At 64.3% G+C, this 23,758-nt stretch carries 19 protein-coding genes; 6 read left to right on the top strand and 13 right to left on the bottom strand.

Features of this window, described 5'->3' with window-relative positions:
- Nucleotides 1-114: 114 nt before the first annotated feature.
- Nucleotides 115-1,080 (top strand): sigma-70 family RNA polymerase sigma factor, encoded by a 966-nt coding sequence (locus tag VGL01_RS06585; protein ID WP_331568053.1) that lies wholly within the window; start codon nt 115-117, stop codon nt 1,078-1,080.
- A 22-nt stretch (nt 1,081-1,102) separates the two neighbouring features.
- On the opposite strand, the gene VGL01_RS06580 is transcribed toward VGL01_RS06585, so the two are convergent.
- On the bottom strand, nt 1,103-2,368 hold the full coding sequence (locus VGL01_RS06580; RefSeq protein WP_331568052.1) for an EAL domain-containing protein: 1,266 nt from the start codon (nt 2,366-2,368) through the stop codon (nt 1,103-1,105).
- Nucleotides 2,369-2,582: 214 nt separating this feature from the next.
- On the bottom strand, nt 2,583-4,043 hold the full coding sequence (locus VGL01_RS06575) for a PLP-dependent aminotransferase family protein (protein WP_331568051.1): 1,461 nt from the start codon (nt 4,041-4,043) through the stop codon (nt 2,583-2,585).
- A 159-nt stretch (nt 4,044-4,202) separates the two neighbouring features.
- Here VGL01_RS06575 and VGL01_RS06570 point away from each other — a divergent pair, with 159 nt between their 5' ends.
- Nucleotides 4,203-4,499 (top strand): DUF2917 domain-containing protein, encoded by a 297-nt coding sequence (locus VGL01_RS06570; RefSeq protein ID WP_331568050.1) that lies wholly within the window; start codon nt 4,203-4,205, stop codon nt 4,497-4,499.
- Between the two features lie 33 nt (nt 4,500-4,532).
- On the opposite strand, the gene VGL01_RS06565 is transcribed toward VGL01_RS06570, so the two are convergent.
- Nucleotides 4,533-5,774 carry a citrate synthase family protein gene (locus VGL01_RS06565; protein ID WP_331568049.1) on the bottom strand — a complete coding sequence of 414 codons (1,242 nt, stop codon included), beginning with the start codon at nt 5,772-5,774 and terminating at the stop codon, nt 4,533-4,535.
- Nucleotides 5,775-5,868: 94 nt separating this feature from the next.
- Here VGL01_RS06565 and VGL01_RS06560 point away from each other — a divergent pair, with 94 nt between their 5' ends.
- Entirely contained in the window at nt 5,869-7,275 is a 1,407-nt protein-coding gene (locus VGL01_RS06560) for a CoA transferase (RefSeq protein ID WP_331568048.1), read from the top strand.
- 26 nt (nt 7,276-7,301) lie between these two features.
- On the opposite strand, the gene VGL01_RS06555 is transcribed toward VGL01_RS06560, so the two are convergent.
- Nucleotides 7,302-8,048, bottom strand: coding sequence for a GntR family transcriptional regulator (locus tag VGL01_RS06555; protein ID WP_331568047.1), 747 nt, complete (start codon nt 8,046-8,048; stop codon nt 7,302-7,304).
- 136 nt (nt 8,049-8,184) lie between these two features.
- Between VGL01_RS06555 and VGL01_RS06550 the strand changes: the two genes are divergently transcribed.
- Entirely contained in the window at nt 8,185-9,027 is an 843-nt protein-coding gene (locus VGL01_RS06550; protein ID WP_331568046.1) for an aldo/keto reductase, read from the top strand.
- Between the two features lie 62 nt (nt 9,028-9,089).
- Here the strand turns inward: VGL01_RS06550 and VGL01_RS06545 are convergent, their stop codons facing one another.
- The 9 genes from VGL01_RS06545 to VGL01_RS06505 form a co-directional block, all read right to left on the bottom strand.
- Nucleotides 9,090-10,028, bottom strand: coding sequence for a hypothetical protein (locus VGL01_RS06545; protein WP_331568045.1), 939 nt, complete (start codon nt 10,026-10,028; stop codon nt 9,090-9,092).
- A gap of 599 nt (nt 10,029-10,627) precedes the next feature.
- Complete coding sequence (locus tag VGL01_RS06540) at nt 10,628-12,739, bottom strand: ABC transporter ATP-binding protein (protein WP_331568044.1); 2,112 nt, start codon at nt 12,737-12,739, stop codon at nt 10,628-10,630.
- Nucleotides 12,736-13,617 carry an ABC transporter permease gene (locus VGL01_RS06535; RefSeq protein WP_331568043.1) on the bottom strand — a complete coding sequence of 294 codons (882 nt, stop codon included), beginning with the start codon at nt 13,615-13,617 and terminating at the stop codon, nt 12,736-12,738. The genes VGL01_RS06540 and VGL01_RS06535 overlap by 4 nt, the downstream gene beginning before the upstream one ends.
- Nucleotides 13,614-14,624 (bottom strand): ABC transporter permease, encoded by a 1,011-nt coding sequence (locus VGL01_RS06530; RefSeq protein ID WP_331568042.1) that lies wholly within the window; start codon nt 14,622-14,624, stop codon nt 13,614-13,616. Before VGL01_RS06530 ends, VGL01_RS06535 begins: the two co-directional genes overlap by 4 nt.
- A gap of 27 nt (nt 14,625-14,651) precedes the next feature.
- Nucleotides 14,652-16,355 carry an ABC transporter substrate-binding protein gene (locus VGL01_RS06525; RefSeq protein ID WP_331568041.1) on the bottom strand — a complete coding sequence of 568 codons (1,704 nt, stop codon included), beginning with the start codon at nt 16,353-16,355 and terminating at the stop codon, nt 14,652-14,654.
- A gap of 227 nt (nt 16,356-16,582) precedes the next feature.
- Nucleotides 16,583-18,691 carry an elongation factor G gene (fusA, locus tag VGL01_RS06520; protein WP_331568040.1) on the bottom strand — a complete coding sequence of 703 codons (2,109 nt, stop codon included), beginning with the start codon at nt 18,689-18,691 and terminating at the stop codon, nt 16,583-16,585.
- A gap of 192 nt (nt 18,692-18,883) precedes the next feature.
- Nucleotides 18,884-19,375, bottom strand: coding sequence for a DUF192 domain-containing protein (locus VGL01_RS06515; protein ID WP_414720184.1), 492 nt, complete (start codon nt 19,373-19,375; stop codon nt 18,884-18,886).
- Nucleotides 19,376-19,560: 185 nt separating this feature from the next.
- Complete coding sequence (locus VGL01_RS06510) at nt 19,561-19,755, bottom strand: hypothetical protein (RefSeq protein WP_331568039.1); 195 nt, start codon at nt 19,753-19,755, stop codon at nt 19,561-19,563.
- A gap of 372 nt (nt 19,756-20,127) precedes the next feature.
- Nucleotides 20,128-20,697, bottom strand: coding sequence for a pseudouridine synthase (locus tag VGL01_RS06505; RefSeq protein ID WP_331568038.1), 570 nt, complete (start codon nt 20,695-20,697; stop codon nt 20,128-20,130).
- Between the two features lie 368 nt (nt 20,698-21,065).
- Here VGL01_RS06505 and icd point away from each other — a divergent pair, with 368 nt between their 5' ends.
- Together icd and VGL01_RS06495 are read left to right on the top strand one after the other, a co-directional pair.
- Nucleotides 21,066-22,322, top strand: coding sequence for an NADP-dependent isocitrate dehydrogenase (icd, locus tag VGL01_RS06500; RefSeq protein ID WP_331568037.1), 1,257 nt, complete (start codon nt 21,066-21,068; stop codon nt 22,320-22,322).
- Between the two features lie 347 nt (nt 22,323-22,669).
- Nucleotides 22,670-23,425: an SDR family oxidoreductase gene (locus VGL01_RS06495; protein WP_331568036.1), complete on the top strand. Its 756-nt coding sequence runs from the start codon at nt 22,670-22,672 to the stop codon at nt 23,423-23,425.
- The last annotated feature ends 333 nt before the right edge of the window (nt 23,426-23,758 follow it).

Genomic DNA, 23,758 nt, shown 5'->3' with positions numbered 1-23,758 from the left:
CCGCTGAATAAAAATGGGTCGGCGGTTGTCACGTTTGCTCCCCGTCGATCGTCAATGAATAGGGGACACGGCGCTCACGCGCGAGAACGCACACTACTGCTGGAGCATGGACTCATGACGCATTCATCCATCGACAAGACCGCTGAATTCCAGCGCATGCGTGCGCGGCTCACCTCGATCGTGGCCCGCATGCTCGCAAGCCGGGCGGAAGCTGAGGATGTCGTGCAGGAAGTGTGGCTCAAATGGCAGGCGGCGGATGCGGCGGCACTGCATACGCCGCCCGCCTGGTTGACGACCGTCGCCACGCGTCTCGCGCTCGACCGGTTGCGGCGCCTGGGTGCCGAGCGCGCCGCGCGCGAGAGCGAATGGATCGCCGAGCCGTGGCGCGACGAGTTCGCGCCATCGGCGGAGGAAGCGGCGTTGAAGGCTTCGTCGCTCGATGCGGGATTGATGCTGCTCGTCGAACGGCTTTCACCTGACGAGCGGGCTGCCTTCGTTCTTCACGAGGCGTTCGATTGCGACTATGCGTCCATTGCCGATGTCGTTGGCAAGACGCCCGCGCATTGCCGGCAGCTCGTGCACCGCGCGCGCGAACGTCTGCATCGGGAACCGGATCGCGCGGGGAGAAGGGGGGCCGACGAGCCGCGGCGCGGCACGCTCGATCGCCTGTCCGAAGCGCTCGAAACGGGCGATGTGGGGCTGGCAATGCAGGTTTTCACCGCAACCTCAACTTTGAGGATCGATGGGCGCGAGGCTTTGCGCGCGGACGCCGAAACGCCGATCGCTGCGGCCGCAACGACGGCGATGGCGCTCGTCGAGGAGAGCCGGGCGCTTTGCGGCGGCACCGTCTGTGCGCATCCATTGGCGATCAACGGTGCGGGCTACCTTGCGCTGTCGGCGCAAGGCGAGATCGTCGCGCTCGTTACCGTTTCGTTCGCGGACATGGCGATCGGCCATGTGGAAATCAGCACCGATGGCGCGATCGTCGCCGCGATGAACCGCGCCTTCGGGCTGCATGCCGTTGAAGCATTGTTGGCTGCCGTCCGACGGCAGGGGTTCGCTGTTCTGGCCGTTGCTTGAACCGTCCGGCGACGGCAATCCGTCAGAACCCGGTCGCTTCGCAGTTGATGTCCACGCACAGCACTTGCAAACCCTTGTCCGTTTGCGCGGCAATCGATGCGGTCACGCACAAGTGCGCTTCATTGATGGACAGATAAGGTGCGGTCAGGTGCGCGTGCCCGGGCGAGCGCACGGCCGCCGTGAAATATGGCCGGCGTTCCCAGCTGGCGCCCTCCGAGTGCAGTAGCGGACTGAACCGCTTGGCACGGCGCGAAATGCGTCGCCCGAGCGGCACGAGGTTGTCTCCGATTTGCCGGCCCTGCGCATCGAGCAAAAACGTGCGAGCCGTTTCGGGCAACGCGAGTAGCGGCTGGGTGGCTGCCTCGAGCATCTCCCCCGCGACCAGGCGCGCGCACGCTTGTTCGAGTGCGGCCACATAAGGTGCGAGGCGTTCGGCTTGCAACCGCTCGCGCGCGCTGACGCGTTCGCGCAACGCGGCCGATAGCGCATCCATCGCGCTTGCGGCGATGCGCGGGTCCACGGGTTTCGTGCTCGGACCGGCGAAGTAGGCGCCCTGCATGAAGTCGACGTTGCATTCGAGCGCGATCAACGCTTCGCGCTCGGTCGACAGTCCGCCCATCAGAACCAGTTGCCCCGATTCGTGCAGCAGCGAGACGAGTCCCGGCAAGACGCGTTCGATATGCGAATGCTCGCTCGCCTGCGCGAGGATCACGCGATCGAGCGTGACGATGTCGGGGCGCAGATGCCAGACGCGATCGATATTCGAATGTTTGGCGCCGAAGCCGCCCAGTGCGATCAGAAAGCCCGACTTGCGCAGCGAATCGACGATCTCCGCGAAGCGACCGGTTTCGCCACCGGCCTGCTCGGGCACCTCGAGCACCACGCGCTGCGGCGGCAGGCCAAGTGCTTTCAGCCCGGCGAGCATCGCGTCGCCGTAGCTCGTATCCATCAGCGCGGCGGGATGCAGACTGAGAAACAGCCATTCGTCATTGGAGTCGAAGGCGCTGAAGTTGCCCAGGTGCAGCGATTCGGCGAGCCGTCCGAGTTCGAGCAGATCGCCTCGCCGCGCTGCCTGCGTGAACACTTCGTGCGAGGGCACGTGCCGCTCGTCTTCGTCGTGCGCGCGCAGCGACGCGTGATAGCCGATCGCGCGCCGATGCGAGACGGAGAACACCGGTTGAAACACGCTGAATACGGTGTAGCTGCCGTATACGACTGTGTGCTGCGAGCCTGCATCGCCCGCGACGGGGCGCGGCGGATGGAAGCCGGGAGGATCGAGATCGATCATGCTGTTTAGGAGAGCGTAACGGGGGCCACTGGGCGGCGGCGCGATGCCAAAAGCATATGGATTCTACTGTACGGCATGTGTCAGCAAGAACTATGCGCAATGTCGAATGTCCGGCGTACGCGGCTGGAGCGTGTGCTGGGGACGCGGCACCGGCCGGATTGCACTGGCGCGGTGCGGCGCATGCCCCGGCGTGGGTCGCGCCGGGCGCGCTCGTTCAAGGCAGCGACGCGCGCTCGGCCTCGCTCTCGGCCTCGCTTTCAGCCTCGCGATCGGACGCGAGTGTCATTGCGCGCTCGAAAAAAGTCTGCGCGCGCGGGTCATCGGCATAGGCGGCGTTGATGCGCAGCCACGGGCTCGTCTGGCCGTGCGGCCGGAAGTAGCTGCCCGGCGCGACCGTAACGCCGCACGACGATGCGCATTCGACGAGCCGCTGTGAATCCTTGATATGGGGTGTGCGTGCCCAGACGAACTTCCCGCCCACGGGCGCGGTAAAAAGCTGCCAGCCGGACGATTCGAGCGTGCGCGCCGCGGCGCCTAGCGCATCGGTCATGCGCCGGCGCAAGCGCTCGAGGAACTTGTGATACGCGCCGCGCTCGAGCATCGCGAGCGCGACGGCCTCCGCAAAGAGCGAACCGCCGACACTCGTCAGCACCTTGATGTCGGCCAGGTCTTTCACGGTCGCGCGATCGGCCACGATATAGCCGATGCGCAGCGAAGACGAAAGCGTCTTCGACAGTCCGCCGATATAGACGACCTGCTCCAGCCGGTCGAGCGCGGCGAGCCGGTCGCTCGGGCTGGATTGGAAGTCCGCGTAGATATCGTCTTCGATGATTTTGAAGTCGTACTCGCGAGCCAGCTGCAGGAGCCGGAATGCGACCGACGGCGCGACGACGGTGCCGGTCGGATTGTGGAACACGGAGTTCACGAAGAACGCACGCGGCCGATGACGGGCGAGCTCTTTTTCCAGCGTATCGAGATCGGGGCCGGTAGCCGTGCGTGGAATACCGACCATGTTGACGCCGTGCAACTTGAGGAGTCCGAACAAATTGTAGTAACCCGGGTCCTCGACGAACATCGTGTCGCCGGCTTTCAGCAGGTAGCGCACGAGCAGATCGACGGCCTGACTCGCCCCGCAGGTGATGAGCACTTGCGATGCGTCGGCATGAATGCCGAGCTGAGCGATCCGTGCTTGCAGATGTTCGCGCAGCGCGGCGTTGCCGAGCGGCGTGGCATAGTCGACCGTCGCAAGACGATCGGTGCGCGTGACGTGGCGGATCGCCTGTGCGATCCCTTCCATGTCGCGCCAGGCTTCGGGGATGAAGCCGCTTGCGAGCTTGAGCGTCCCTCCTGGATGGTGGAACTCCTCCATGATGTAGTTCGATTCGTCTTCGGCGCGGCGCGGATCCGAGGCACCGCCACGCTCGAGCGCGGCATGACCGCGCGCGCTCACATAAAAGCCGGAGCCGTGCCGCGACTCGACATAGCCGAGCGAGACGAGCCTGTCATACGCCTCGATGACAGGAAAGCGGCTGATGCCGTATTCGGCCGCGAACGCGCGGATCGACGGTAGTTTCGCACCCGCATGCGCTTCGCCCGACCGAATCCACGACTCCATGCCTGCGACGATCTGATCCGTGAGCGGCACGCCGTTACCGCGATCGAGTTCGAGCTTCATCAGCGTTCCTTTTGTCGCCTGCCGTGTGTCCAGCAGCAGCGACTGTTCGGTAATTCGACTGCACAGTTTTGTCAAAACTGTTCAGAACTGTGCATGTGATTGCCCTGACGTTATCGCAATAATGCAGTGACGGCAATGCTTGATGAAAGGGAGGCTGCGATGCGTGAAATCCGTATGTTCGAAATGGAAGAACACGAACCCGCGACCGTCTGGCGGGTCAGCCGCCCGCTCGTGATCAACGTGACGTCCGGGCAGCTTTGGCTGACCGTCGAGCACGATAGTGAGGACTATTGGCTCGAAGCGGGGCAGTCGTTCACGTTGGCAGCAGGCATGCGCGCCTGGGTCGGGCCCAGTCGCGGGACTGTGCGCATGACGGTGACCGACGAGGGTCCCCATCGGGTGTCGGGTGAGCGTTCACGGCGTAGCTGGCGGCCGCGGTGGTTGCTGGCCGCATAGCGTGGCGCGATCTCGGTGCTGCGGCCGTTCGCGTTATCGAGCCGGGGACGGCTCCGGGCCCACGTAGCGCGCACGAGGACGAATGAGCCGCCCGTCGTCGATTTGCTCCATGGCGTGCGCGATCCATCCGGCGGCGCGGCCTAGCGCGAACAGTACGAACGCCGCGCCTGAGGGCAGCGCCAGCACGCGTTCGATCGACGAAAGGGCGAAGTCGATCGTTGGCGCAAGGCCGGTCGTGCGGCGGGCGACATCGACGACAGCCTCGATGCTGCGCAGTCTCGCCCGCTCGACGGTGCGCACACCGGTGCAGGCGTCGAGCATCGTCATCAAAAGCGCCGCGCGCGGGTCGCCGTCGGGATACAGCGGATGGCCGAAGCCTGGCAACACTGTGCGCGCGCGAGGATCGTCGTATGCCATGTGGCTCATGACATGGTGCTCGACGTCTCCGGCTAGGGCGGCCTCGGCAAGCATGGTTGAGACGCGTACCGTCTCTCCGCAATGACGCGGGCCGGCGAGTGCGGCCAGACCGCCCGTGACGGCGCCGAAGAGATGCATGCCCGTCGAGGCAATGCATCGCACTGTGAACGCGGATGCGTTCAGCTCGTGGTCCGCACAGACGACGAGCGACGCGCGCAGGAGGTCGAGGGGACGCCGGCGCGTGATGCCCCACGCTTTCGCCAGTTGCCGATGCAGGGGTTCGCGCGAGGGAGCCGATGCGGTCAACGCCGCCGCGAGCACACGTAACAATGCGCCGGCGGTTTCGATGCGGCCTTGCCGATCGAGTGCCCAAATGCCGGGCAGGTGCGCGGCGGCGATGGGCAGCATGACGAGCGCGCGCTGGTGCGGGGCTTGCCGGCGCGTCAGCTTCAGCGCCGCGTTCCACCGAGTTGCCGGGAGCGGAACATCGGGCGTCTCGTCGATCAACTCGCGCTCGCACTCCCACAACAGCGCAGCGGTATCTTCGAGCGTGGCCGTTGCCGCCCACGCCAGCGCATCGTGGCCTCGATAAAAAAGCCGGCCGTTCGCGATCGATGTAATGCGCGATTCCAAAACCGGAACACCCCAGTCCAGGACCTTTTGCGCGACTTTGCCGGCTCGCTTGCCGTCGGCCTTGCGGCGAGCGAGGCGACGTACTTCGTCGGCCGCGTAGCCATGCCGCTTCCCGTCCATGTCGGGCGTGGAATTGAGCAAGCCCCGGCTCACGTAGGAATACAGTGTCGGCACGCTGATGCCGAGCGTCGATGCGGCTTCGGTGGCGGTCAGATAAGTGGGCATGGCACCAATATACGTTGATTATTGCAATCAAGATTGATCGATATGGCTGCTGATTCTAGACTCGTTTTCACCATCAACACCGGTCTCGCCGATCATGACACCGCATCTCGCACTCGAGCACCTTTGGTCGCTGGCCGCCTGTGCACCTGACGCATTGGGCGATATTCATTTCCAAGATCAGGATCCGGGACTGCCCTCCGTTTATCGGGTGGGGACGCTGGCCTGCGCGACAATCGGCGCCGCGGCGCTTGCCGCCGCCGAATGCCATGCGCTGCGCACGGGGCGGCGTCAGCGCATCGACGTCTCGATGCGGCGTGCCCTTGCGGTGTTCCGCAGCGAGCGCTATCTGCGGATCGACGACGGCCCCGCGCCTGAGTTGCGCGATCCGTTGATGGGTTTTTACGAAACGCGGGACGGACGCTGGATTCAGCTGCATACGAACTTCCCCCATCACCGCCTGGGCGTCGTGAAGGTGCTCGGCTGTGCGAACGATCGCGATGCCGTCGCCGCGGCGATTCGTGGATGGGAGGGGGCCGAGCTCGATCGTGCGCTCGCCGACGCCGGCTTGTGCGCAGCACTGATCCGCTCGCCTCGCGAGTGGCAGGACAACGAGCAGGCTGCCGCCGTGGCCGCGCTGCCGCACTTCGAGATCGAGCGCATCGGACCCGCCGCGCCGATGCCGATCGGCAGCGATGCGAACCCGGCGGCCGACCGGCCGCTCGCCGGCGCGCGCGTGCTGGATCTGAGCCGCATCATCGCGGGCCCTGTCGCTGGCCGCACGCTTGCGCAGCACGGCGCGCAAGTGCTTCTGATCAACGGTCCGCATCTGCCGAACATCGCGCCGCTCGTGATCGATAACGGCCGCGGCAAACGCTCCGCGCTACTCGATCTGCGCGAGCCGACCGACGCCGATCGGCTACGCGAGTTGGCGGCCGGCGCGGATGTGTTTCTGCAAGCCTACCGGCCCGGCGCACTCGCGGCGCGCGGCTTTGCTCCCGAGGATCTCGCACGGATCCGCCCGGGCATCGTCTACGTGTCGGTGAGCGCCTACGGACATCAGGGGCCTTGGTCCCAGCGCCGGGGCTTCGACAGTCTCGTTCAGTCGGCGAGCGGGATTGCCTGGACCGAGCGCGAGGCCGTCGGCGGCACGGCGCCGAAGCACTTGCCCTGCCAAGCGCTCGATCATGCGACGGGCTATCTGGCCGCCTTCGGGGCAATGGTCGCACTGCTGCGCCGAGCGCGCGAGGGAGGCAGCTGGCACGTGCGTGTCTCGCTCGCGCAAACGGGGCGCTGGCTGCAATCGTTGGGCTTGCTGGAGGGCGGATGGCGTGCACCCGATGTCGGTCTCGACGATGTTCGCGACCTGATGCAGACTATGGCATCGCCGTTCGGTACGGTTCTCGCGGCCGCGCCGGCTGAATCGATGTCGCTCACGCCAGCGCGCTTTGCGTCGCCGCCTCATCCGATCGGCGCCGACGAGCCGTGCTGGGTCGAATCGTAGCGTGACGCGCTGCGTGCGCTACCGCGCTACTTGCGCAACTCGGCGACGAAGTCGTAGTAATCGTTGCGGCAGTAGGTATCGGTGAGTTCGATGGCGCGCTGGTCGGCCGTATAGCCGATACGAGTAATGAGGAGCAGCGCGTCGTGCGGTGCGATGCTCATTTGGCGCGCGATTTCGTCGCTCGCATTGACCGCGCGGAAGTGCTGCAGCGCGCGTACGATCGCGAGACCTCGCTGTTCGAGATAGCTGTAGAGCGAATCGCCGATTGCATTGGGATCAGGTATGACGGATGCCGGCAGCGTCGAGTTCTCGACCGCCATGACGATGCCATCTGCAAGACGCAGCCGTTTCAAGCGCGTAACGGCGGCCGCCGGAGACAACCCCAACTGGATCACCTCGTCGCGGCTTGCGGGCTGAATATCGCGCGAGAGCCATTGCGAGCTCGGCGTGAAGCCTCTGCGCCGCAGCATCTCGCTGAAGCTCGACAACTGCGAAAGCCGTACGTCGTAGCGCGGCGTGATGAAGCTGCCGGCGCCTTGCGAGCGACGAATGAGACCTTGCTCGACGAGCAGCGCGATGGCTTTGCGCGCGGTAATGCGCGAAACGCCAAGCGCGTCGGACAACACGCGTTCGGACGGCAGTGCTTCGCCTGCGTTCCAGCGGCTTTCGTGGATGGCCTGCCCGAGCTTGCGGGCGAGCTGGAGGTAAAGCGGCGTATCGTTTTCCGGGTCCGGACGCAGATCGCGCCAGCGGTCTTCCGAGGGTGCATTCATGGCCTGTACGCGGCGAGGGGCAAGCGGTGATTTTATGTCATCGCCGCGTCGCGGGCCATGTTATGCGAAGCGAGCACACGTTTTTCGGCTCGGGGCTACACTCCCGTTGATCTTCAAAAGCGTTGGGGAGAGGGCAATGGAACGTAACGATGCGTGGGTGACGCTGCCGGACGGCGAGCGTATCGCGAAGCTGGGGCTCGGCACATGGGAGATGGGCGAGCGGCGTTCCGCGCGCGAGGCGGAAATCGCCGCGTTGCGGGAAGGCATCGAACTCGGCATGACAGTCGTCGACACCGCGGAAATGTATGGAGACGGTGCGACCGAGACGCTCTTGGGCGCGGCGCTCGCCGGGTTGCGTGAAAAGGTATTTCTCGTCAGCAAGGTCTATCCGCACAACGCGAGCCGACGCGGCGTGGTCGCCTCATGCGATGCGAGTCTCGCACGGCTGAAGACGGACCGCCTCGACCTGTATTTGCTGCACTGGCCCGGTGCCGTTCCGTTGGAAGAAACGGTGGAAGGTTTCGAATCGCTGCGGCTTGCAGGCAAGATTCGGCATTGGGGCGTGAGTAATTTCGATGTCGATGAAATGGACGCGCTTTTCGCGGCGGGCGGTACCGCGTGCGCCGCAAACCAGATTCTCTATAACGTCGCGCGGCGCGGGCCCGAATTCGATCTTCTGCCATGGATGCGCGCGAGAAAGATGCCGGCGATGGCCTACAGCCCGATCGATCATATGCGCTTGCCGCAGGGATCGGTGCTCGACGATATCGCGCAAGCGCGCGGCGTCTCGTCCGTCAGCATCGCGCTTGCATGGGTGCTCGAACAACCGGGTGTTTGTGCGATTCCCAAAGCGGGGAACATCGAGCATGTGCGAGAGAATCGCCGGGCGCTCGATATTCGACTGACCGACGACGAGCGCTCGCGCATCGATGCGCGGTTCAAGCCGCCGCGATCGAAGCGCGCGCTGGAGATGTTGTAACGCAGTCCGTTAGGCCGCACGTCTCGACGCGGCGGAGCGTCCGCCGCGTCGATTGGTGGGTATCAGTGATTGCCGCCGTGCCCGCCGCCGTTGCTTCCGTTGCCTCCACCGTTGCCGTGGCCGTTGCCGCCGTTGCCACTGCCTTGCCCGCTGCCGTTACCGCCGCCGTTGCCGGCACCGTTACCGCCGTTGCCACTGCCGTTGCCGCCGCCGTGTCCGCCACCGGTACCGCCGCCGTTGCCTCCGCCGTTGCCTCCGCCGTGTCCGCCGCCGTTGCCACCGCCGTGTCCACCGCCGGTACCGCCGCCGTTACCACCGCCGTTACCACCGCCGTGTCCGCCGCCGTTGCCACCGCCGTGTCCGCCGCCGTTGCCGCCGCCGTTGCCACCGCCGTGTCCGCCGCCGTTACCGCCGCCGTTACCGCCGCCGTTGCCACCGCCGTTACCGCCGCCGTTACCACCGCCGTTACCACCGCCGTTACCGCCGCCGTTACCACCGCCGTGTCCGCCGCCCTTACCACCGCCGTGTCCACCGCCATTACCACCGCCATTACCGCCGCCATTACCGCCGCCATTACCGCCGCCGTTGCCGCCGCCGTGTCCGCCGCCATTGCCGCCGCCGTTGCCGCCGCCGTGTCCACCGCCGTGTCCACCGCCGTCGCCGCCACCACCGGTGCCACCGCCTGTGCCGCCGCCCGTGCCGCCGCCCGTGCCACCGCCCGTGCCACCGCCCGTGCCGCCTCCGGTGCCGCCGCCCGTGCCACCGCCGGTTCCTCCGCCCGTACCGCCACCCGTACCACCCGTACCTCCGCCGGTACCGCCGCCACTGCCGTGGTCGCCTCCTCCAGTACCGCCACTCGAGCTACCTCCGCCGCTGCCTCCTCCCCGACTGCCCCCGCCGCCCCCGCTGCTGCCGCCGCCGTTGCCGCCAGCGAAGCCGCCGTTGTTCGAACCAGCCGCGGTAGTGCCGCTGTCAGTACCGCCCACATCGATGCTGAGCAATTTGAGACACGCTTCCGAGCTGGGGTTCGCAGCGCACGGATCCGCGGCTGCGGAAGTATCGGTCGTATCGCTTTGAGCGGCCTGCGTGTCCGGCGAAGTTTGCAAAGCGGGTGATGTAGCAGTGTTGTCATCGCCGCTCGCAGCAGCGGTGAGCAACCATCGAGCTATACCGTCATCGGGTGGCATCGCCTGTACGGGCGATCCCAAAAGAAGTGCTATTACTCCGGCCAGCGAGACTCCGATCGCTTTCGCAGATGTGTAGGAATCCTTAATATTGACGATGCTCTTCATGGTTATCCCCCGATGCGACCGGCGACCCGCTGCCGCCGTCATCTCGCGTGTAGTTGCGCGAGTACGGCAGTTCCAGCGTCGCGCGGCAAAGCGCGAATTCGCGTGATGTACGAGGGGTCTACTGCGATAACCGTGCCATCGGGCGCTAAGGCGCGCTGCACACGGCGAGCGTTCGGAGCTTGCCCGTCGCCAACGCGGAAATGCGCCGAAAACGTTTCACGTCTGATACGCGAAAGAAGGGAAGACGTGCAGCGCGGCGCGCGGCGTAGAGGCGGGAAGACGAGGCAATCGCCCGGATGCCGGGCGTGTCAGGCGCCCTGAAGTTCGTGACGCGCCAGGCGCAGTTCTGAGACGGGGATGTGGCATCGAATCAAATGGCCGTTTCCGGCGTCCGCAAACGGCGGGTCCTGTTGCTCGCATATTGCGCCGAGCTTGCGTGGACAACGTGTCTGGAACACGCAGCCTGAGGGCCGCGCAGCAGCGCTGGGCGGTTCACCGTACAGACGGACGCGAGGGATCCGTGCTGCGGACGGATCGCCGGGCAGTGACGGTACTGCCGATAAAAGCGCTTCGGTATAAGGGTGATGGGGGCCGTCGAACACGTCGCGCGCGGCGCCGATCTCGACGAGACGCCCGACATACAGCACGGCGATTCGGTCCGACACGTAGCGCACGACGTTGAGGTCGTGAGAGATGAACACATAGCTCACGCCTCGTGCGCGCTGAAGATCGACCAGCAGATTGAGGATGGCTGCCTGCACGGAGACATCGAGCGATGACGTCGGCTCATCGCAAACGACGATGCGCGGATCGCCCGCGAATGCCCGCGCGATCGCAACGCGCTGCTTGAGCCCGCCCGATAGCTGACGCGTGCGCGAGCCGAGATATCGGCGCGGCAGGCGCACGGCATCGACGAGCGAGGCGAGCCGCGCATCGTGTGCGGTGCCGCGCAGTGCCGCGAGCTTCGATAGTGCGCGGCCGATCAGATGTTTGACCGAGTGCGCCCGATTGAGCGCGGCGTCGGGGTTCTGGAAGACGATTTGCAGCGACTTCACCTGATTGTCGTCACGTCGTTGAACGCGCGATGGCAACGCCTTGCCGTCGAGTTCGATCATAGCGCCGGGATCTGGCGCAATGAGTCCGACGATGAGCTTTGCGAGCGTGGTCTTCCCGCTACCGGACTCGCCGACCAGCCCGAGCGTTTCTCCCGCTGCGAGCGTGATCGAGACATCGTCGACGGCGCGCACGGTCTGGCCGTTGCGCACGAACGTCTTCGAGACGGACGCGGCGCGCAACACTGGCGAGCGATCCCGAACACCGGGCGGCGCTTCGACGCGATGAGCGCGATCGTCGTCGGAAGCCCCACGTTCGCGCGGCAATGCGTGGGCCTCTTCATGCCGATGGCAGCGTGCCATCTGGACACCGTTGGGTGCGTTGAACCGATGCGGAGGCGGTGCGACCTGCCGGCAGCGTTCTTCCACCAGCCGGCAACGCTCGGCGTAAGCACAGCCGCGCATCGCGGCGCCAAGCGGAGGCGGGCTGCCCGCGATCGTATCGAGACGCTCAGTATCCTTGCTTCGCGCGCGTTGGGGCAGGCAGCGCAAGAGCCCGACCGTATAGGGGTGATGCGGTGCGCGGAATACATCGGCACTCGCGCCCTCTTCGACGAGACGCCCCGCATAGACCACGCCGACGCGACTGCACATGCGGCCAACCACAGCCAGGTTGTGACTGATGAACAGCACCGCGGTGCCGAGTTCGTCGCGCAACTGCGCGACGAGCTCGAGGACTTCGGCTTCAACCGTCGCATCGAGCCCCGTCGTCGGTTCGTCGAGCACGAGCAGCGCCGGATTCGCGGCAAGCGCCATCGCGATCACGACGCGCTGCTGCATGCCGCCCGACAACTGATGCGCATAGGCTTGCATCACCTGCCGTGGCGCCGCGATATGCACGCGCTCGAGCATATCGAGCGCCCGCGCTTCGCCCTCGGCGCGCGAGATGCCGTACGCCATTTCGAATGCTTCGGACACCTGAAGACCCACGCTGAGCGACGGATTGAGCGCACGCGAGGGATCCTGGTAGACCATCGAGACCGTGTGAGCCCGCATCTTACGCAAGGCCTCGGCATCGAGCGTCGCGAGATCGCGGCCGGTGACCTCGATGCGCCCTGCCTTGATGCGACCGTTGCGCGGCAAGTAGGCCATGGCCGCGAGCGCCAGCGTGGACTTGCCGCAGCCCGATTCGCCGACGAGGCCGTAGGCCTCGCCGCGGCGCACGCGGAACGTGACGTCGCTGAGCACCTCGCGTTCGCGCGACCGTACGCGGTACGCAACGGTCAGCCCGGTGACCGCGAGCACGTCGTCATCGGCGCGTGCGGTCACATCGAGGATCGGAAAATCGTTGGGCGTGGGCCGGCTCATCGGTCGAGCGCTCCTTGCACGCCATCGGCGGCGAGGTTTACCCCGACGATGAGCGTCGCGATGGCCAGCGCGTCGAAGACAACGGTCCACCATGCGCCGCCGGTCATCAGCGCATACGATTCCGAGAGCGCGAGCCCCCAGTCCGGGGAGGGCGGCGCGACGCCGAAGCCCAGAAACGAGAGTGTGGCGACAGCGAAGATCGCGTAGCCCAGGCGCACCGTGCCTTCCACGACGATCGGCGGCAGGATGTTCGGCAAGATCTCGACGAACATGATGTAGAGCGCGCGCTCGCCGCGCAATTGAGCCGCGGCGACGTACTCGAGATGACGCTCGGCGAGCACCGCGGTGCGGACGGTGCGCGCAGTGATCGGCATGAACGTGAAGCCGATCACGAACACGACCGTGGCGCTCGATGCACCGAGTGCGGCAAGCGCGGCCAATGCGACGACGACGAGCGGCAACGCGAGCACGGCATCGATGAGGCGGCCCGCGAGCTTGTCGAACCAGCCGCCGACATAGCCGAGAACGAGCCCGAGCGCGGTACCCGCGAGCGTACCCACGAGCGTGGCGAGCGGCGCGATTCCGAAGATATCGCGCGCACCGACGACGACCCGCGAGAACACGTCGCGCCCGAGCTGATCGGTACCGAACCAGTGCGCCCGATCGGGCGGGGCCAGCGAATTGAGGGGGTCCGACGCATAGGGATCGTGCGGCACGAGCCACGGTCCGAGGAGCGCGCAACCGAGCCAGAACCCGACGAGCAGCGCGCCGCAGATGAAGCTCGGCGAGCGCAGCAGTGCGCGCAGCGTCTCGAAGCGGGGCTCGCTGGGCGAATCGGCACGCGTTTCGGCGCTGGGCGGATGCGTGTGCGTGCTCATTGCGTGCCTGCCTTGTTTCTGCGCGGATCGAGCGAGGCGAGCAGCGCGTCGGCGAGCAGATTGGCGAAGGTATAAACGATGCCCACGCACAGCACGCCCGCTTCGAGCATCGGAAAATCCTTCGCCGTCGCCGCGTTGTAGATCAACAAGCCGATGCCCTGATAGTGGAAGAGCGTTTCGACGACGACGAGCCCGCCGACCATGTAGCCGAGCTGGGTCGCGGCCACCGTGACGGTGGGCGGCAACGCGTTGCGCAGCACATGGCGCAGGACGACGACATGCGGCGGCAATCCCTTGAGGACGGCGGTGCGCGTGTAGTCCGCATCGAGCGCTTCGACTGTCCCCGAACGCGCCATCCTGGCGATATAGCCGAACAGCACTAAAACGAGCGGCAGCGCCGGCAGAATCAGATGCCGCAAGGCCGTGACGGCACTGGCGTTGGGCGGATAGACGGCTTCGGTGGGCAGCCAGCGCAGCCAGACGCCGAATATGAGAATCAGCACGATCGAGGAAACGAATTCAGGCACGACGGTGGCCGACATGCCGACGATCATCAGCGTCCGGTCGGGCCAGCGTCCCTCGTGCAAGGCGGCCCAGACGCCGCTCGCGATACCGAGCGGTACGACGATCACGAACGCAAGCGCGGCGAGTTTCGCCGAGTTGGCGAGCGCATGCGCGACGAACGGCGCAACGGGCTCGCGAAACGCGTATGAGACACCCATATCGCCGCGTAAGAATCGCGAGATCCAGTGGGCATATTGCAGCAGGACCGGCTTATCGGCGCCGAGCTGGTGATCGAGCGCCGCCACGGCGCGAGGGTCGGCAAGCGGGCCGAGAATGGCGCGCCCGATATCGCCCGGCAGCAATTGACCGAGCGCGAAGACGAGCGCCGAGAGCAACGCGAGCGTGATGAGCGCGAGCGCGCCACGTTCGAGCAGAAACAAGGCGATGCGCGCCGAGTTGCCGCGCGCCCGGGGGTGGCGAAAGAGGGAAGCGATGGCAGCCATGCGGTCCGATGCGAATGTGGCTGGAGTTCAGGCGGACGTCGTCGCGCGATCGAAATACAGTTGCGAGATGGCGGTATAGCGAACACCTTTGACCGATTTGCGCACCGCCGCGAGCTGGTCGAAGAAGTACGGAATGATGACGGGCGTTTCGTCCAGCAACAGCGTTTCGATCTGCTTGGCCATCCGTTTTTGCTCGGCGATATCGAGCGCACCGACGAACTTTGCGACGAGCCCATCGTACTGCGGGTTCTTGAAATGCGCCGCGTTCCAGGCGCCGTTGCTCGTGAGCGGCGCATTGAGGAAGAGATTCGGCACACCGCGGTGTCCGTAATCGGTGATGCCCATCGTCGAATCGAGCCAGTCCGATTTGCCGAACGTTCCCGAGCCGTAGTAGAGCCCCTGACTTTCGATCTTGAGATTGAGCTTGACGCCGATCGCGCGTGCCGCGTTTTGCACGACCACGGCCAGATCGGGAATCTCCATGAATTTTTCGGTCGTGAGGGTCGCTTCGAAGCCGTTGGGATGGCCCGCTTGCGCGAGCAATGCCTTGGCTCGCTGCAAGTCGACCTTGCGCTGCGCGACCGATGTATCCGACGAGGCAAACACGGGCGCGAACGGATGATCGTTGCCGAGTTCGGCCCGTCCCTTGAACAGGCCCTTGACCAAAAGATCGCGATCGAGGCAAAGCGCGAGTGCCTGGCGCACGCGCTTGTCGTTGAACGGCGCCTGATCGCAACGCATATGAATCTGACGATGTGCGCTCGAACGCACGGAGAGCACGTCGAAATCGCCGCTGTTCAGAATGCCGGCGCCGCCTTGCACGGTGAAGTCGCCCATGACATCCGCGCGGCGCCCGAGCAACGCGAGGATCTGGGCCTGTTGGTCGGCATAGAACGAAAACTCGACACGCGACGGCAGCGCCTTGTCGCCCCAATAGTCAGGATTCCGAACGAACGACGCAGCCACTTTGGGCTGGTACTTGTCGAGCTTGAACGGGCCCGTGCCGATGAAAGTCTTCTCGTATCCCCCGGTGTAGTTCGCCGGCAGGATGACCGCGTTGTAATTGTCGGACGAGACGTAGTAGGGGAAGTTGCCGTTCGGCGCATCGAGATGAAACGCGACCGTTTCGTCGTCCACCGCGCGCGTGCCGCCTTTGGACAGGACTCCCTTGAGCATGGAGAGTGCGGCCGAGCCGCTTGCGGGGTCGGCCAGCCGATCGAACGTCGCAACGACATCCTTGGCGCTCAGGATTTGTCCGTCGTGGAACTTCACGCCCGAACGCAATTTGAAGGTCCATACGTCGCCCTTTGCGTTCGGCTGCCAGGACAACGCGAGGGCGGGCCTCAAGCCGCCGTTGCCCGGCGCTCGATGGGTGGCCGCGGCGCTGCTCGCACCGCTTTCGTCGTCGACGAGGAACTCGCCCGTCTGTGCGATGAGCGCGAGGCCTGCGGCGTCGGCAACGGTGAGCGGGTCGACCGCGCCCGCCGGTGTCAAATGGGCCACGCGGATCGTGGCGCCGCCGCCGGGCGTTTGCGCCCGCGCCCGCTGCGGCAACGCCAGGCCCCCGATGGCAACCGCCATGCCCGAGAGCCCCATGACGCTCGCGTAACGCAGCAATTCGCGCCGCGTGACGCGCTGCGCGAGGTATTCGTCGATGGCGTGATTGCCGAGTTCGCCGGCATCGCGGCGCAGGGCTTCGAGGGCGTGCGGCAAGGTGAGGCGGGCTTTCATCGATGCGTATTCCGGTTCGTTTTGAAGTGCGCGCGCGGGAAAGCGGCGGCGACGAGCGGTACTGCGATGACGAGCGTGCGTGCAGTGTAACGCGAGTTGCGGATAGCGTTGCGCAACTTGTGCGCCGATGTCGACGTGGTGTGGACTTGGCTTGTCACGGCGCCGATAAAAGAAAACCCGCCGATGCACAGGTCATCGGCGGGTCGGACGAGCTGGAACGAGGCGGGTTACTTGCCCTTCGAATTGATGATGGCGTCGGACACCTGGGTCGGTGTCTCGGCGTAGTGCTTGAACTCCATCGTATAGGTGGCGCGTCCTTGCGTGAGCGAGCGCAGCGAGGTGGAATACCCGAACATTTCCGCGAGCGGCACCTCGGCGCGAATCGACTTGCCGCCCCCGCCCGCGATATCGTCCATGCCCTGCACGATGCCACGCCGGCCCGAGAGATCGCCCATCACATTGCCCATGAAATCCTCGGGCGTCTCGACTTCGACGGCCATCATCGGCTCGAGCAGCACTGGCTTTGCGCGGCGCATCGCTTCCTTGAACGCCATCGAGCCGGCCATCCGGAACGCGTTTTCGTTCGAATCGACGTCGTGGTACGAGCCGAACGTCAGCGTGACCTTGACGTCGACGACGGGATAGCCCGCCAGGACGCCACTTTTCAGCGTCTCCTGAATGCCTTTGTCGACGGCCGGGATGAACTCGCGCGGCACGACACCGCCCTTGATCGCATCGACGAATTCGTAGCCCTTGCCTGGCGGCTGCGGCTCGAGCTTGATGACGACGTGACCGTACTGGCCGCGCCCGCCCGATTGCTTGACGAACTTGCCCTCGACGTCCTCGATGCGGGTACGTACGGTCTCGCGATAGGCCACTTGCGGCTTGCCCACCGTCGCTTCGACGTTGAACTCGCGCTTCATCCGGTCGACGAGAATTTCGAGGTGCAGCTCGCCCATGCCGGAGATGATCGTCTGGCCGGACTCTTCGTCAGTCTGCACGCGGAACGACGGATCCTCCTGCGCCAGGCGATTGAGGGCGATACCCATCTTTTCCTGGTCGGCCTTCGTCTTCGGTTCGACGGCCTGCGAGATCACCGGCTCCGGGAAAATCATCCGTTCGAGGATGATCGGGTTGGTCGGATCGCATAGCGTGTCGCCCGTCGTCGCCTCTTTCAGGCCGACCGCGGCGGCGATGTCGCCGGCATAGACCTCCTTGATTTCCTTGCGGTCGTTCGCATGCATCTGCAGAATCCGGCCGATGCGTTCCTTCTTGCCCTTCGTCGAATTGAGCACCGTGTCGCCCGAATTGACGAGGCCCGAATAGACGCGAAAGAAAATCAGTTGACCGACGAACGGATCGGTCATGATCTTGAACGCGAGCGCCGAAAACGGCTCTTCGTCGCTCGGATGACGTTCGGCTTCGCGATCGTCCTCGTCATGCCCGAGGATAGCCGGCACGTCGACAGGCGAGGGCAGGTAGTCGATGACGGCATCGAGCATCGCCTGTACGCCCTTGTTCTTGAAGGCGCTGCCGCAGAGCATCGGCACGATCTCGTTGGCGATCGTGCGTTTGCGCAGGCCGCCCTTGATCTCGTCTTCGGTCAGCGAGGTGTGGTCTTCGAGATACTTTTCCAACAACTCTTCGCTGGCCTCCGCGGCCGCTTCCACCATTTTCTCGCGCCACTCGTCAGCCGTAGCCTGCAGTTCGGCCGGAATGTCGCGGTACTCGAATTTGACGCCCTGGCTTTCGTCGTCCCAGATGATGGCTTTCATCTTGACGAGATCGATGACACCCTGGAAGTGCTCTTCGGCACCGACCGGAATCTGGATCGGCACCGCGACGCCCTTCAGGCGTTCGCCGATCTGGCGCTGCACGCGAAAGAAATCGGCGCCGACGCGATCCATCTTGTTGACGAACGCGATGCGCGGCACCTTGTACTTATTCGCCTGCCGCCAGACTGTTTCGGACTGCGGCTGTACGCCGCCCACCGAGTCGTAGACCATGCAGGCGCCATCGAGCACGCGCATCGAACGTTCGACTTCGATCGTGAAGTCGACGTGCCCGGGGGTGTCGATGATGTTGATGCGGTGCTCGGGATAATTGCCGGCCATCCCTTTCCAGAAGGCGGTCGTCGCGGCGGACGTGATCGTGATGCCGCGCTCCTGCTCCTGCTCCATCCAGTCCATCACGGCCGCGCCCTCGTGAACCTCGCCGATCTTATGGCTCACGCCGGTGTAGAACAGGATACGTTCGGTGGTCGTGGTCTTGCCGGCATCGATGTGAGCGCTGATGCCGATGTTTCGGTAGCGCTCGATGGGAGTCTTGCGGGGCACGTCGATCTCCTTGCAAGTGGGCGCGTCAACCGGACCGGGCGCCATCGCCCGGATATTGCACGCCGCGTTTATTGCAGACCTAGAAGAATAGCGCCTCGGCAAGGCTTTTGCAGCGATCCCTGGAGATGGGGATGACCGATGCGGGGTTGCGGCGCCTCGGCCACGGCCCCCAATCTGGCGTCCGCCGCGGGCTCAGCCCGGCTGGGGCAGCCCTTGTATCTTCATGCCGGGCTTGATGCCCTTGGCCGCGAACCAGCCTTTGCTCATCTCGAGCGCATAGACGCCATTGTTGCGTGGGCAATGATTGTTGGTGGTTTCCGCCTGCATTTCGTCGATATCGGTAACCGTACCGTCGGCGCGCATGAACGCGATGGAAAGCGGAATCAGCGTGTTCTTCATCCAGAAACAGTGCACGGCCGTTTCGCCGAACACGAACAGCATGCCTTCGTTCGGCGCGAGTTCGGTGCGGTACATGAGGCCCTGCTCGCGGTCCGCATCGTTGGCGGCGACGGCGGCATCGATGACGAACATGCCCGCCCTCAGCTTCACGCGCGGGAATTCCGATGGCTGCTTCGCTCCGGCTGGGAGGGCTTGCGCAAAGGCGGCCGCACCGGCAAGCAAGGCGGCAGGTATGGCGAGGACCGCGATGCTGCGCGTAATCCATGAACGAAGGCTCACTCCCACGACACCCCTCCTTAGGGTCTTTGACCAGTCCACGCGCATCTTACGCGAGGGCGACAGGCCGCAGCAAAACGAAAAGCAAACAAAAAGATAAAAAAACAAAAAGGCAGGCACCTTGCGGCGACCTGCCTTCGAACGCCGTTAAGAACGGCAAACTGCGTGTTCTTGACTGCGTCTTTACAACAAACTTACTCCGAAGCGGCCGAAGCGGCTTCTGCCTTCGCAGCCTTCTTGTGCGACTTCTTGTGATGCTTCGTTGCCTTCTTGGCGGGAGCCGAAGCGGCAGCCGGAGCGGCAGCCGAAGCGGCTTCCGTCGACGAAGCTTGTGCGAAAGCAGCCGTTGCGAACAGGCCAGCGACCAGAGCGGCGATCAGTTTGTTCATGTCGTAAATCCTCAGCTTTAGTTAATTAACCAAATGACCCGGTCAATGAGTCATGTCGGTAAACGTGCCATCCACCTTTCGGTTGACAGCCGCATCGAACAATTTCTTGCCGGTGCGTCTGCGCGCTGGTGCCCAGTGCGGCCGCGGACAGTCCGCAAAGCACAAGCCTTCACGCGAATGCCGGACAGCTTCGGACGGCATCTGCGTCGAATAACGTGTGACCGGCCAAAGCGGTTGACTCCATGCATTGCGAGTCGTCGATTCTGCTTGTTCGGGCGGGGAATTCGTGCCGTGACGCTTGCGAACCGCCGGAAAAAAAGTCCGGCATAACAGGGACTTGGCTCGAAAACGAGCGTTGCGGGGCGCCGCGGATCATGCGAGGCCGTGCCACGGGGCTTGCGCCGGAACGTCGCGCCATTCGCCCGGCGCGAGGCCGAGCGCGAAAAGATCGAGGGCGCCGATCCCCACCCGCACGAGGCGCAGTGTTGGAAAGCCGACGGCCGCGGTCATTCGGCGTACCTGGCGATTCTTGCCTTCGGTCAACGCCAGTTCGATCCACGTCGTCGGGATGGCCGCCCGAAAGCGGATGGGCGGCACGCGCGGCCAAAGTGCGTCGGGCGGATCGATCGCGCATACCCGGCATGCCCGCGTGACATAGTCGCCCAGATCGACGCCGCGCGCGAGCATCGCGAGCGCGTGCGCATCGGGCACGCCTTCCACCTGGGCCCAGTAGCGTTTGACGAGTTTGTGACGGGGCTCGGCAATGCGTGCCTGCAGGCGGCCATCGTCCGTAAGCAGCAACAGTCCTTCGCTTTCGGCGTCGAGCCGTCCCGCCGGATAAACGTCCGGTACGCGCACCCAATCCGCGAGCGAGCTGCGCGTTTCATGTGACGAGAATTGGCAAAGGGTACCGAATGGCTTGTTGAGGGCGATGAGGCGCATGGGCGGGCGGCAGGCACGGCGGCTGCGCGGGCAGCAACCCCGAGCCGGCGTCTATGGCAAATGGCGGGATATTAATGCATAATACGAGACGGCAAGTCTTCTGTCTTATATAAGACATCAGAGCCAACGCTATTCCCCTCGCCGTTGCAACGCCGAGGCGAACTGCGGCGTGGTCGGCGCGCGTGGATGCCGTTCCGTGCTGCGGGCGCCGCATTTGCGACGTGGGCTAGAATAGCGAGCCAGCCGTATTTGCGCGGCTTCGTCAAGTACATCGAGACATCCGCAGCGAGCCGAACGCGGTGGAGACTGAGCCCCGGTTTTGCCGTTTTCCGCTTGTTTTATCTGCACAGCCAACCCTGGAGTCGATCATGCCGTATCAGCACATCAAGGTCCCGACGGGCGGTGACAAGATCACCGTCAACGCGGACTACTCGCTCAACGTTTCGGACCAGCCGATCATTCCGTACATCGAGGGTGACGGTACGGGTTTCGACATCACGCCGGTGATGATCAAGGTGGTCGATGCGGCCGTCGAAAAGGCATACGGTGGCAAGCGCAAGATCCACTGGATGGAAATCTATGCGGGCGAGAAGGCGACCAAGGTGTACGGGCCGGACGTCTGGCTGCCCGAGGAATCGCTCGAAGTGCTCAAGGAGTACGTGGTTTCGATCAAGGGTCCGCTCACGACGCCGGTCGGCGGCGGCATCCGCTCGCTGAACGTCGCGTTGCGCCAGGAGCTGGACCTGTACGTCTGTTTGCGGCCGGTTCAGTACTTCAAGGGCGTGCCTTCGCCTGTGCGTGAGCCCGAGAAGACGAACATGGTCATCTTCCGCGAGAACTCGGAAGACATCTACGCCGGCATCGAATGGGCGGCGGAATCGGAGCAGGCCAGGAAGGTCATCAAGTTCCTGCGCGAAGAAATGGGCGTGAAAAAGATCCGCTTCCCGGAAACGTCGGGTATCGGCATCAAGCCCGTTTCGCGCGAAGGCACGGAGCGCCTCGTGCGCAAGGCGATCCAGTACGCGATCGACAACGATCGCCGTTCGGTGACGCTCGTGCACAAGGGCAACATCATGAAGTTCACCGAAGGCGCGTTCCGTGACTACGGCTATGCGCTGGCGCAAAAAGAGTTCGGCGCGGAGCTCGTCGACGGCGGCCCGTGGATGAAGTTCAAGAATCCGAAGACGGGCAACGACATCGTCGTCAAGGATGTGATCGCGGACGCCTTCTTGCAGCAGATCCTGCTGCGTCCGGCCGAATACGACGTGATCGCGACGTTGAACCTGAACGGCGACTACATTTCGGATGCGCTGGCCGCTCAGGTCGGCGGGATTGGCATTGCACCGGGCGCCAACCTGTCGGATTCGGTCGCGATGTTCGAAGCTACGCACGGCACGGCGCCGAAGTACGCAGGTAAGGACTACGTGAACCCGGGTTCGGAAATCCTTTCGGCGGAAATGATGCTGCGCCATCTCGGCTGGACCGAGGCGGCCGACGTCATCATCTCCTCGATGGAAAAGTCGATTCTGCAAAAGCGCGTCACGTATGACTTCGCGCGCCTGATGGAAGGCGCGACGCAGGTATCGTGCTCGGGCTTCGGTCAGGTGCTGATCGAGAACATGTAAGCGGGCGTCGCAGGTCCTGCGAACCCAAAGTCGTGAAGTAGGAGAACGCCGATAGACCCGATGGTTTGTCGGCGTTTTTCGTTTTTGATTGCCGTGCCATCGGGCGGCCGTCCATTATCAATTCCAGCGGGTAGTCGTTCGCGCCCGAATTTGCCGCGAAACGCACGATTTGGAAGCTGTTCGTCTCGACAATGCGGACGAAGAGGCGAAGCGCTTCCAGTCGATCCATTGTTGATAGGAATTGAACTGTGCTGGCACTCCTGCCCGCTTTATACGATGTGCAATAACGAGAACAATGCGAAGCATGCCGGGCGCGGCGCTCGGTAATCAGCTAACAGGAGCGACTCATGCAAGATCAATCTTTCCATCGCCCAGCATCAGGCGTTGCCATCGTCACGGGCGGCTCGCGGGGCATCGGTCGGGCTGTCGCGCTGCGGCTCGCAAAGGACGGCTTTGCCGTAATCGTGAACTTCGCGGGCGGTGAATCGAGCGCAGCGGAAGTCGTGCGCCAGATTGCCGACGCGGGCGGTCGAGCCCACGCGGTGCAAGCGGACGTCTCGATAGCCGAGGATGTCGAGCGACTCTATGCGACCGCGCAACGCGAATTCGGCCGCGTCGATGTGGTCGTGAACAGCGCCGGCGTCATGTCGGTCGCGCCGATCGGGCAGGGCAATGTCGATGCTTTCGACAAGACGATAGCGATCAACTTGCGCGGTACGTATTTGATGATGACGCAGGCCGCGCAGGCATTGGCCGACGGCGGCCGGTTCATTGGCTTCTCTTCGAGCGTGATCGCGAAAAACTTTCCCGGATACGGCGCGTACATCGCGAGCAAAGCCGGCGTCGAAGGGCTCGTGCGTGTCTTTGCGAACGAACTGCGCGGCCGCAATATCACGGTCAACGCGGTCGCACCGGGACCGATCGCAACCGAGATGTTCCTTCATGGCAAAAGCCCGGAGCTTATCGAACAAATCGCGAAGCAGGCGCCGTTGGAACGTCTCGGCGAGCCGGAGGAAATCGCCAACGTCGTGTCGTTTCTGGCGGGCCCGGAAGGCCGATGGATCAATGGGCAAGTGTTGCGCGTCAACGGCGGCTTCGCGTAAAGCGGTACATACGCTTCGTTGCCTATGCGCGCAGGGGTGGGCAAACACCATCCATCGGCAGCGCGCGAAAAAGCCCTGCGTTTTTGGGGCCAAGGCAGCGGATTTTTCGCGCGATACCGCCTCTTTTCGTTCATCGAACGGTCATTGTTCTGTGAGGATGTTCAAATCCCCGTTTCGCTCGATCGAAACGTACCGCATTTATGACGTGGCGCAAAGAATTTGCGGATCGAGGGACGACAATGCGTTCATGCGTCGTTGAGGGCCAGCGGGTGAAGACGAGGGAAGGCGGTTCGCAAAATGAAAAAAACCCGGCCGAAGCCGGGTTTTCGAAGG

The organism is Trinickia sp. (genome assembly GCF_036503415.1).
Classification (GTDB): Bacteria; Pseudomonadota; Gammaproteobacteria; order Burkholderiales; family Burkholderiaceae; genus Trinickia.
This window is presented reverse-complemented; position numbering and strand designations above follow the sequence as displayed.

Bases quoted from the DNA above. Each gene is read 5' to 3' on its own strand.
- VGL01_RS06555 (WP_331568047.1), bottom strand. From the start codon at position 8,048: ATGAATGCACCCTCGGAAGACCGCTGGCGCGATCTGCGTCCGGACCCG.
- VGL01_RS06580 (WP_331568052.1), bottom strand. From the start codon at position 2,368: ATGATCGATCTCGATCCTCCCGGCTTCCATCCGCCGCGCCCCGTCGCG.
- VGL01_RS06510 (WP_331568039.1), bottom strand. From the start codon at position 19,755: ATGAACAAACTGATCGCCGCTCTGGTCGCTGGCCTGTTCGCAACGGCT.
- VGL01_RS06560 (WP_331568048.1), top strand. From the start codon at position 5,869: ATGACACCGCATCTCGCACTCGAGCACCTTTGGTCGCTGGCCGCCTGT.
- VGL01_RS06570 (WP_331568050.1), top strand. From the start codon at position 4,203: ATGCGTGAAATCCGTATGTTCGAAATGGAAGAACACGAACCCGCGACC.
- VGL01_RS06525 (WP_331568041.1), bottom strand. From the start codon at position 16,355: ATGAAAGCCCGCCTCACCTTGCCGCACGCCCTCGAAGCCCTGCGCCGC.
- VGL01_RS06585 (WP_331568053.1), top strand. From the start codon at position 115: ATGACGCATTCATCCATCGACAAGACCGCTGAATTCCAGCGCATGCGT.
- VGL01_RS06540 (WP_331568044.1), bottom strand. From the start codon at position 12,739: ATGAGCCGGCCCACGCCCAACGATTTTCCGATCCTCGATGTGACCGCA.
- VGL01_RS06575 (WP_331568051.1), bottom strand. From the start codon at position 4,043: ATGAAGCTCGAACTCGATCGCGGTAACGGCGTGCCGCTCACGGATCAG.
- VGL01_RS06535 (WP_331568043.1), bottom strand. From the start codon at position 13,617: ATGAGCACGCACACGCATCCGCCCAGCGCCGAAACGCGTGCCGATTCG.
- VGL01_RS06505 (WP_331568038.1), bottom strand. From the start codon at position 20,697: ATGCGCCTCATCGCCCTCAACAAGCCATTCGGTACCCTTTGCCAATTC.
- VGL01_RS06565 (WP_331568049.1), bottom strand. From the start codon at position 5,774: ATGCCCACTTATCTGACCGCCACCGAAGCCGCATCGACGCTCGGCATC.
- icd (WP_331568037.1), top strand. From the start codon at position 21,066: ATGCCGTATCAGCACATCAAGGTCCCGACGGGCGGTGACAAGATCACC.
- VGL01_RS06550 (WP_331568046.1), top strand. From the start codon at position 8,185: ATGGAACGTAACGATGCGTGGGTGACGCTGCCGGACGGCGAGCGTATC.
- VGL01_RS06495 (WP_331568036.1), top strand. From the start codon at position 22,670: ATGCAAGATCAATCTTTCCATCGCCCAGCATCAGGCGTTGCCATCGTC.
- VGL01_RS06530 (WP_331568042.1), bottom strand. From the start codon at position 14,624: ATGGCTGCCATCGCTTCCCTCTTTCGCCACCCCCGGGCGCGCGGCAAC.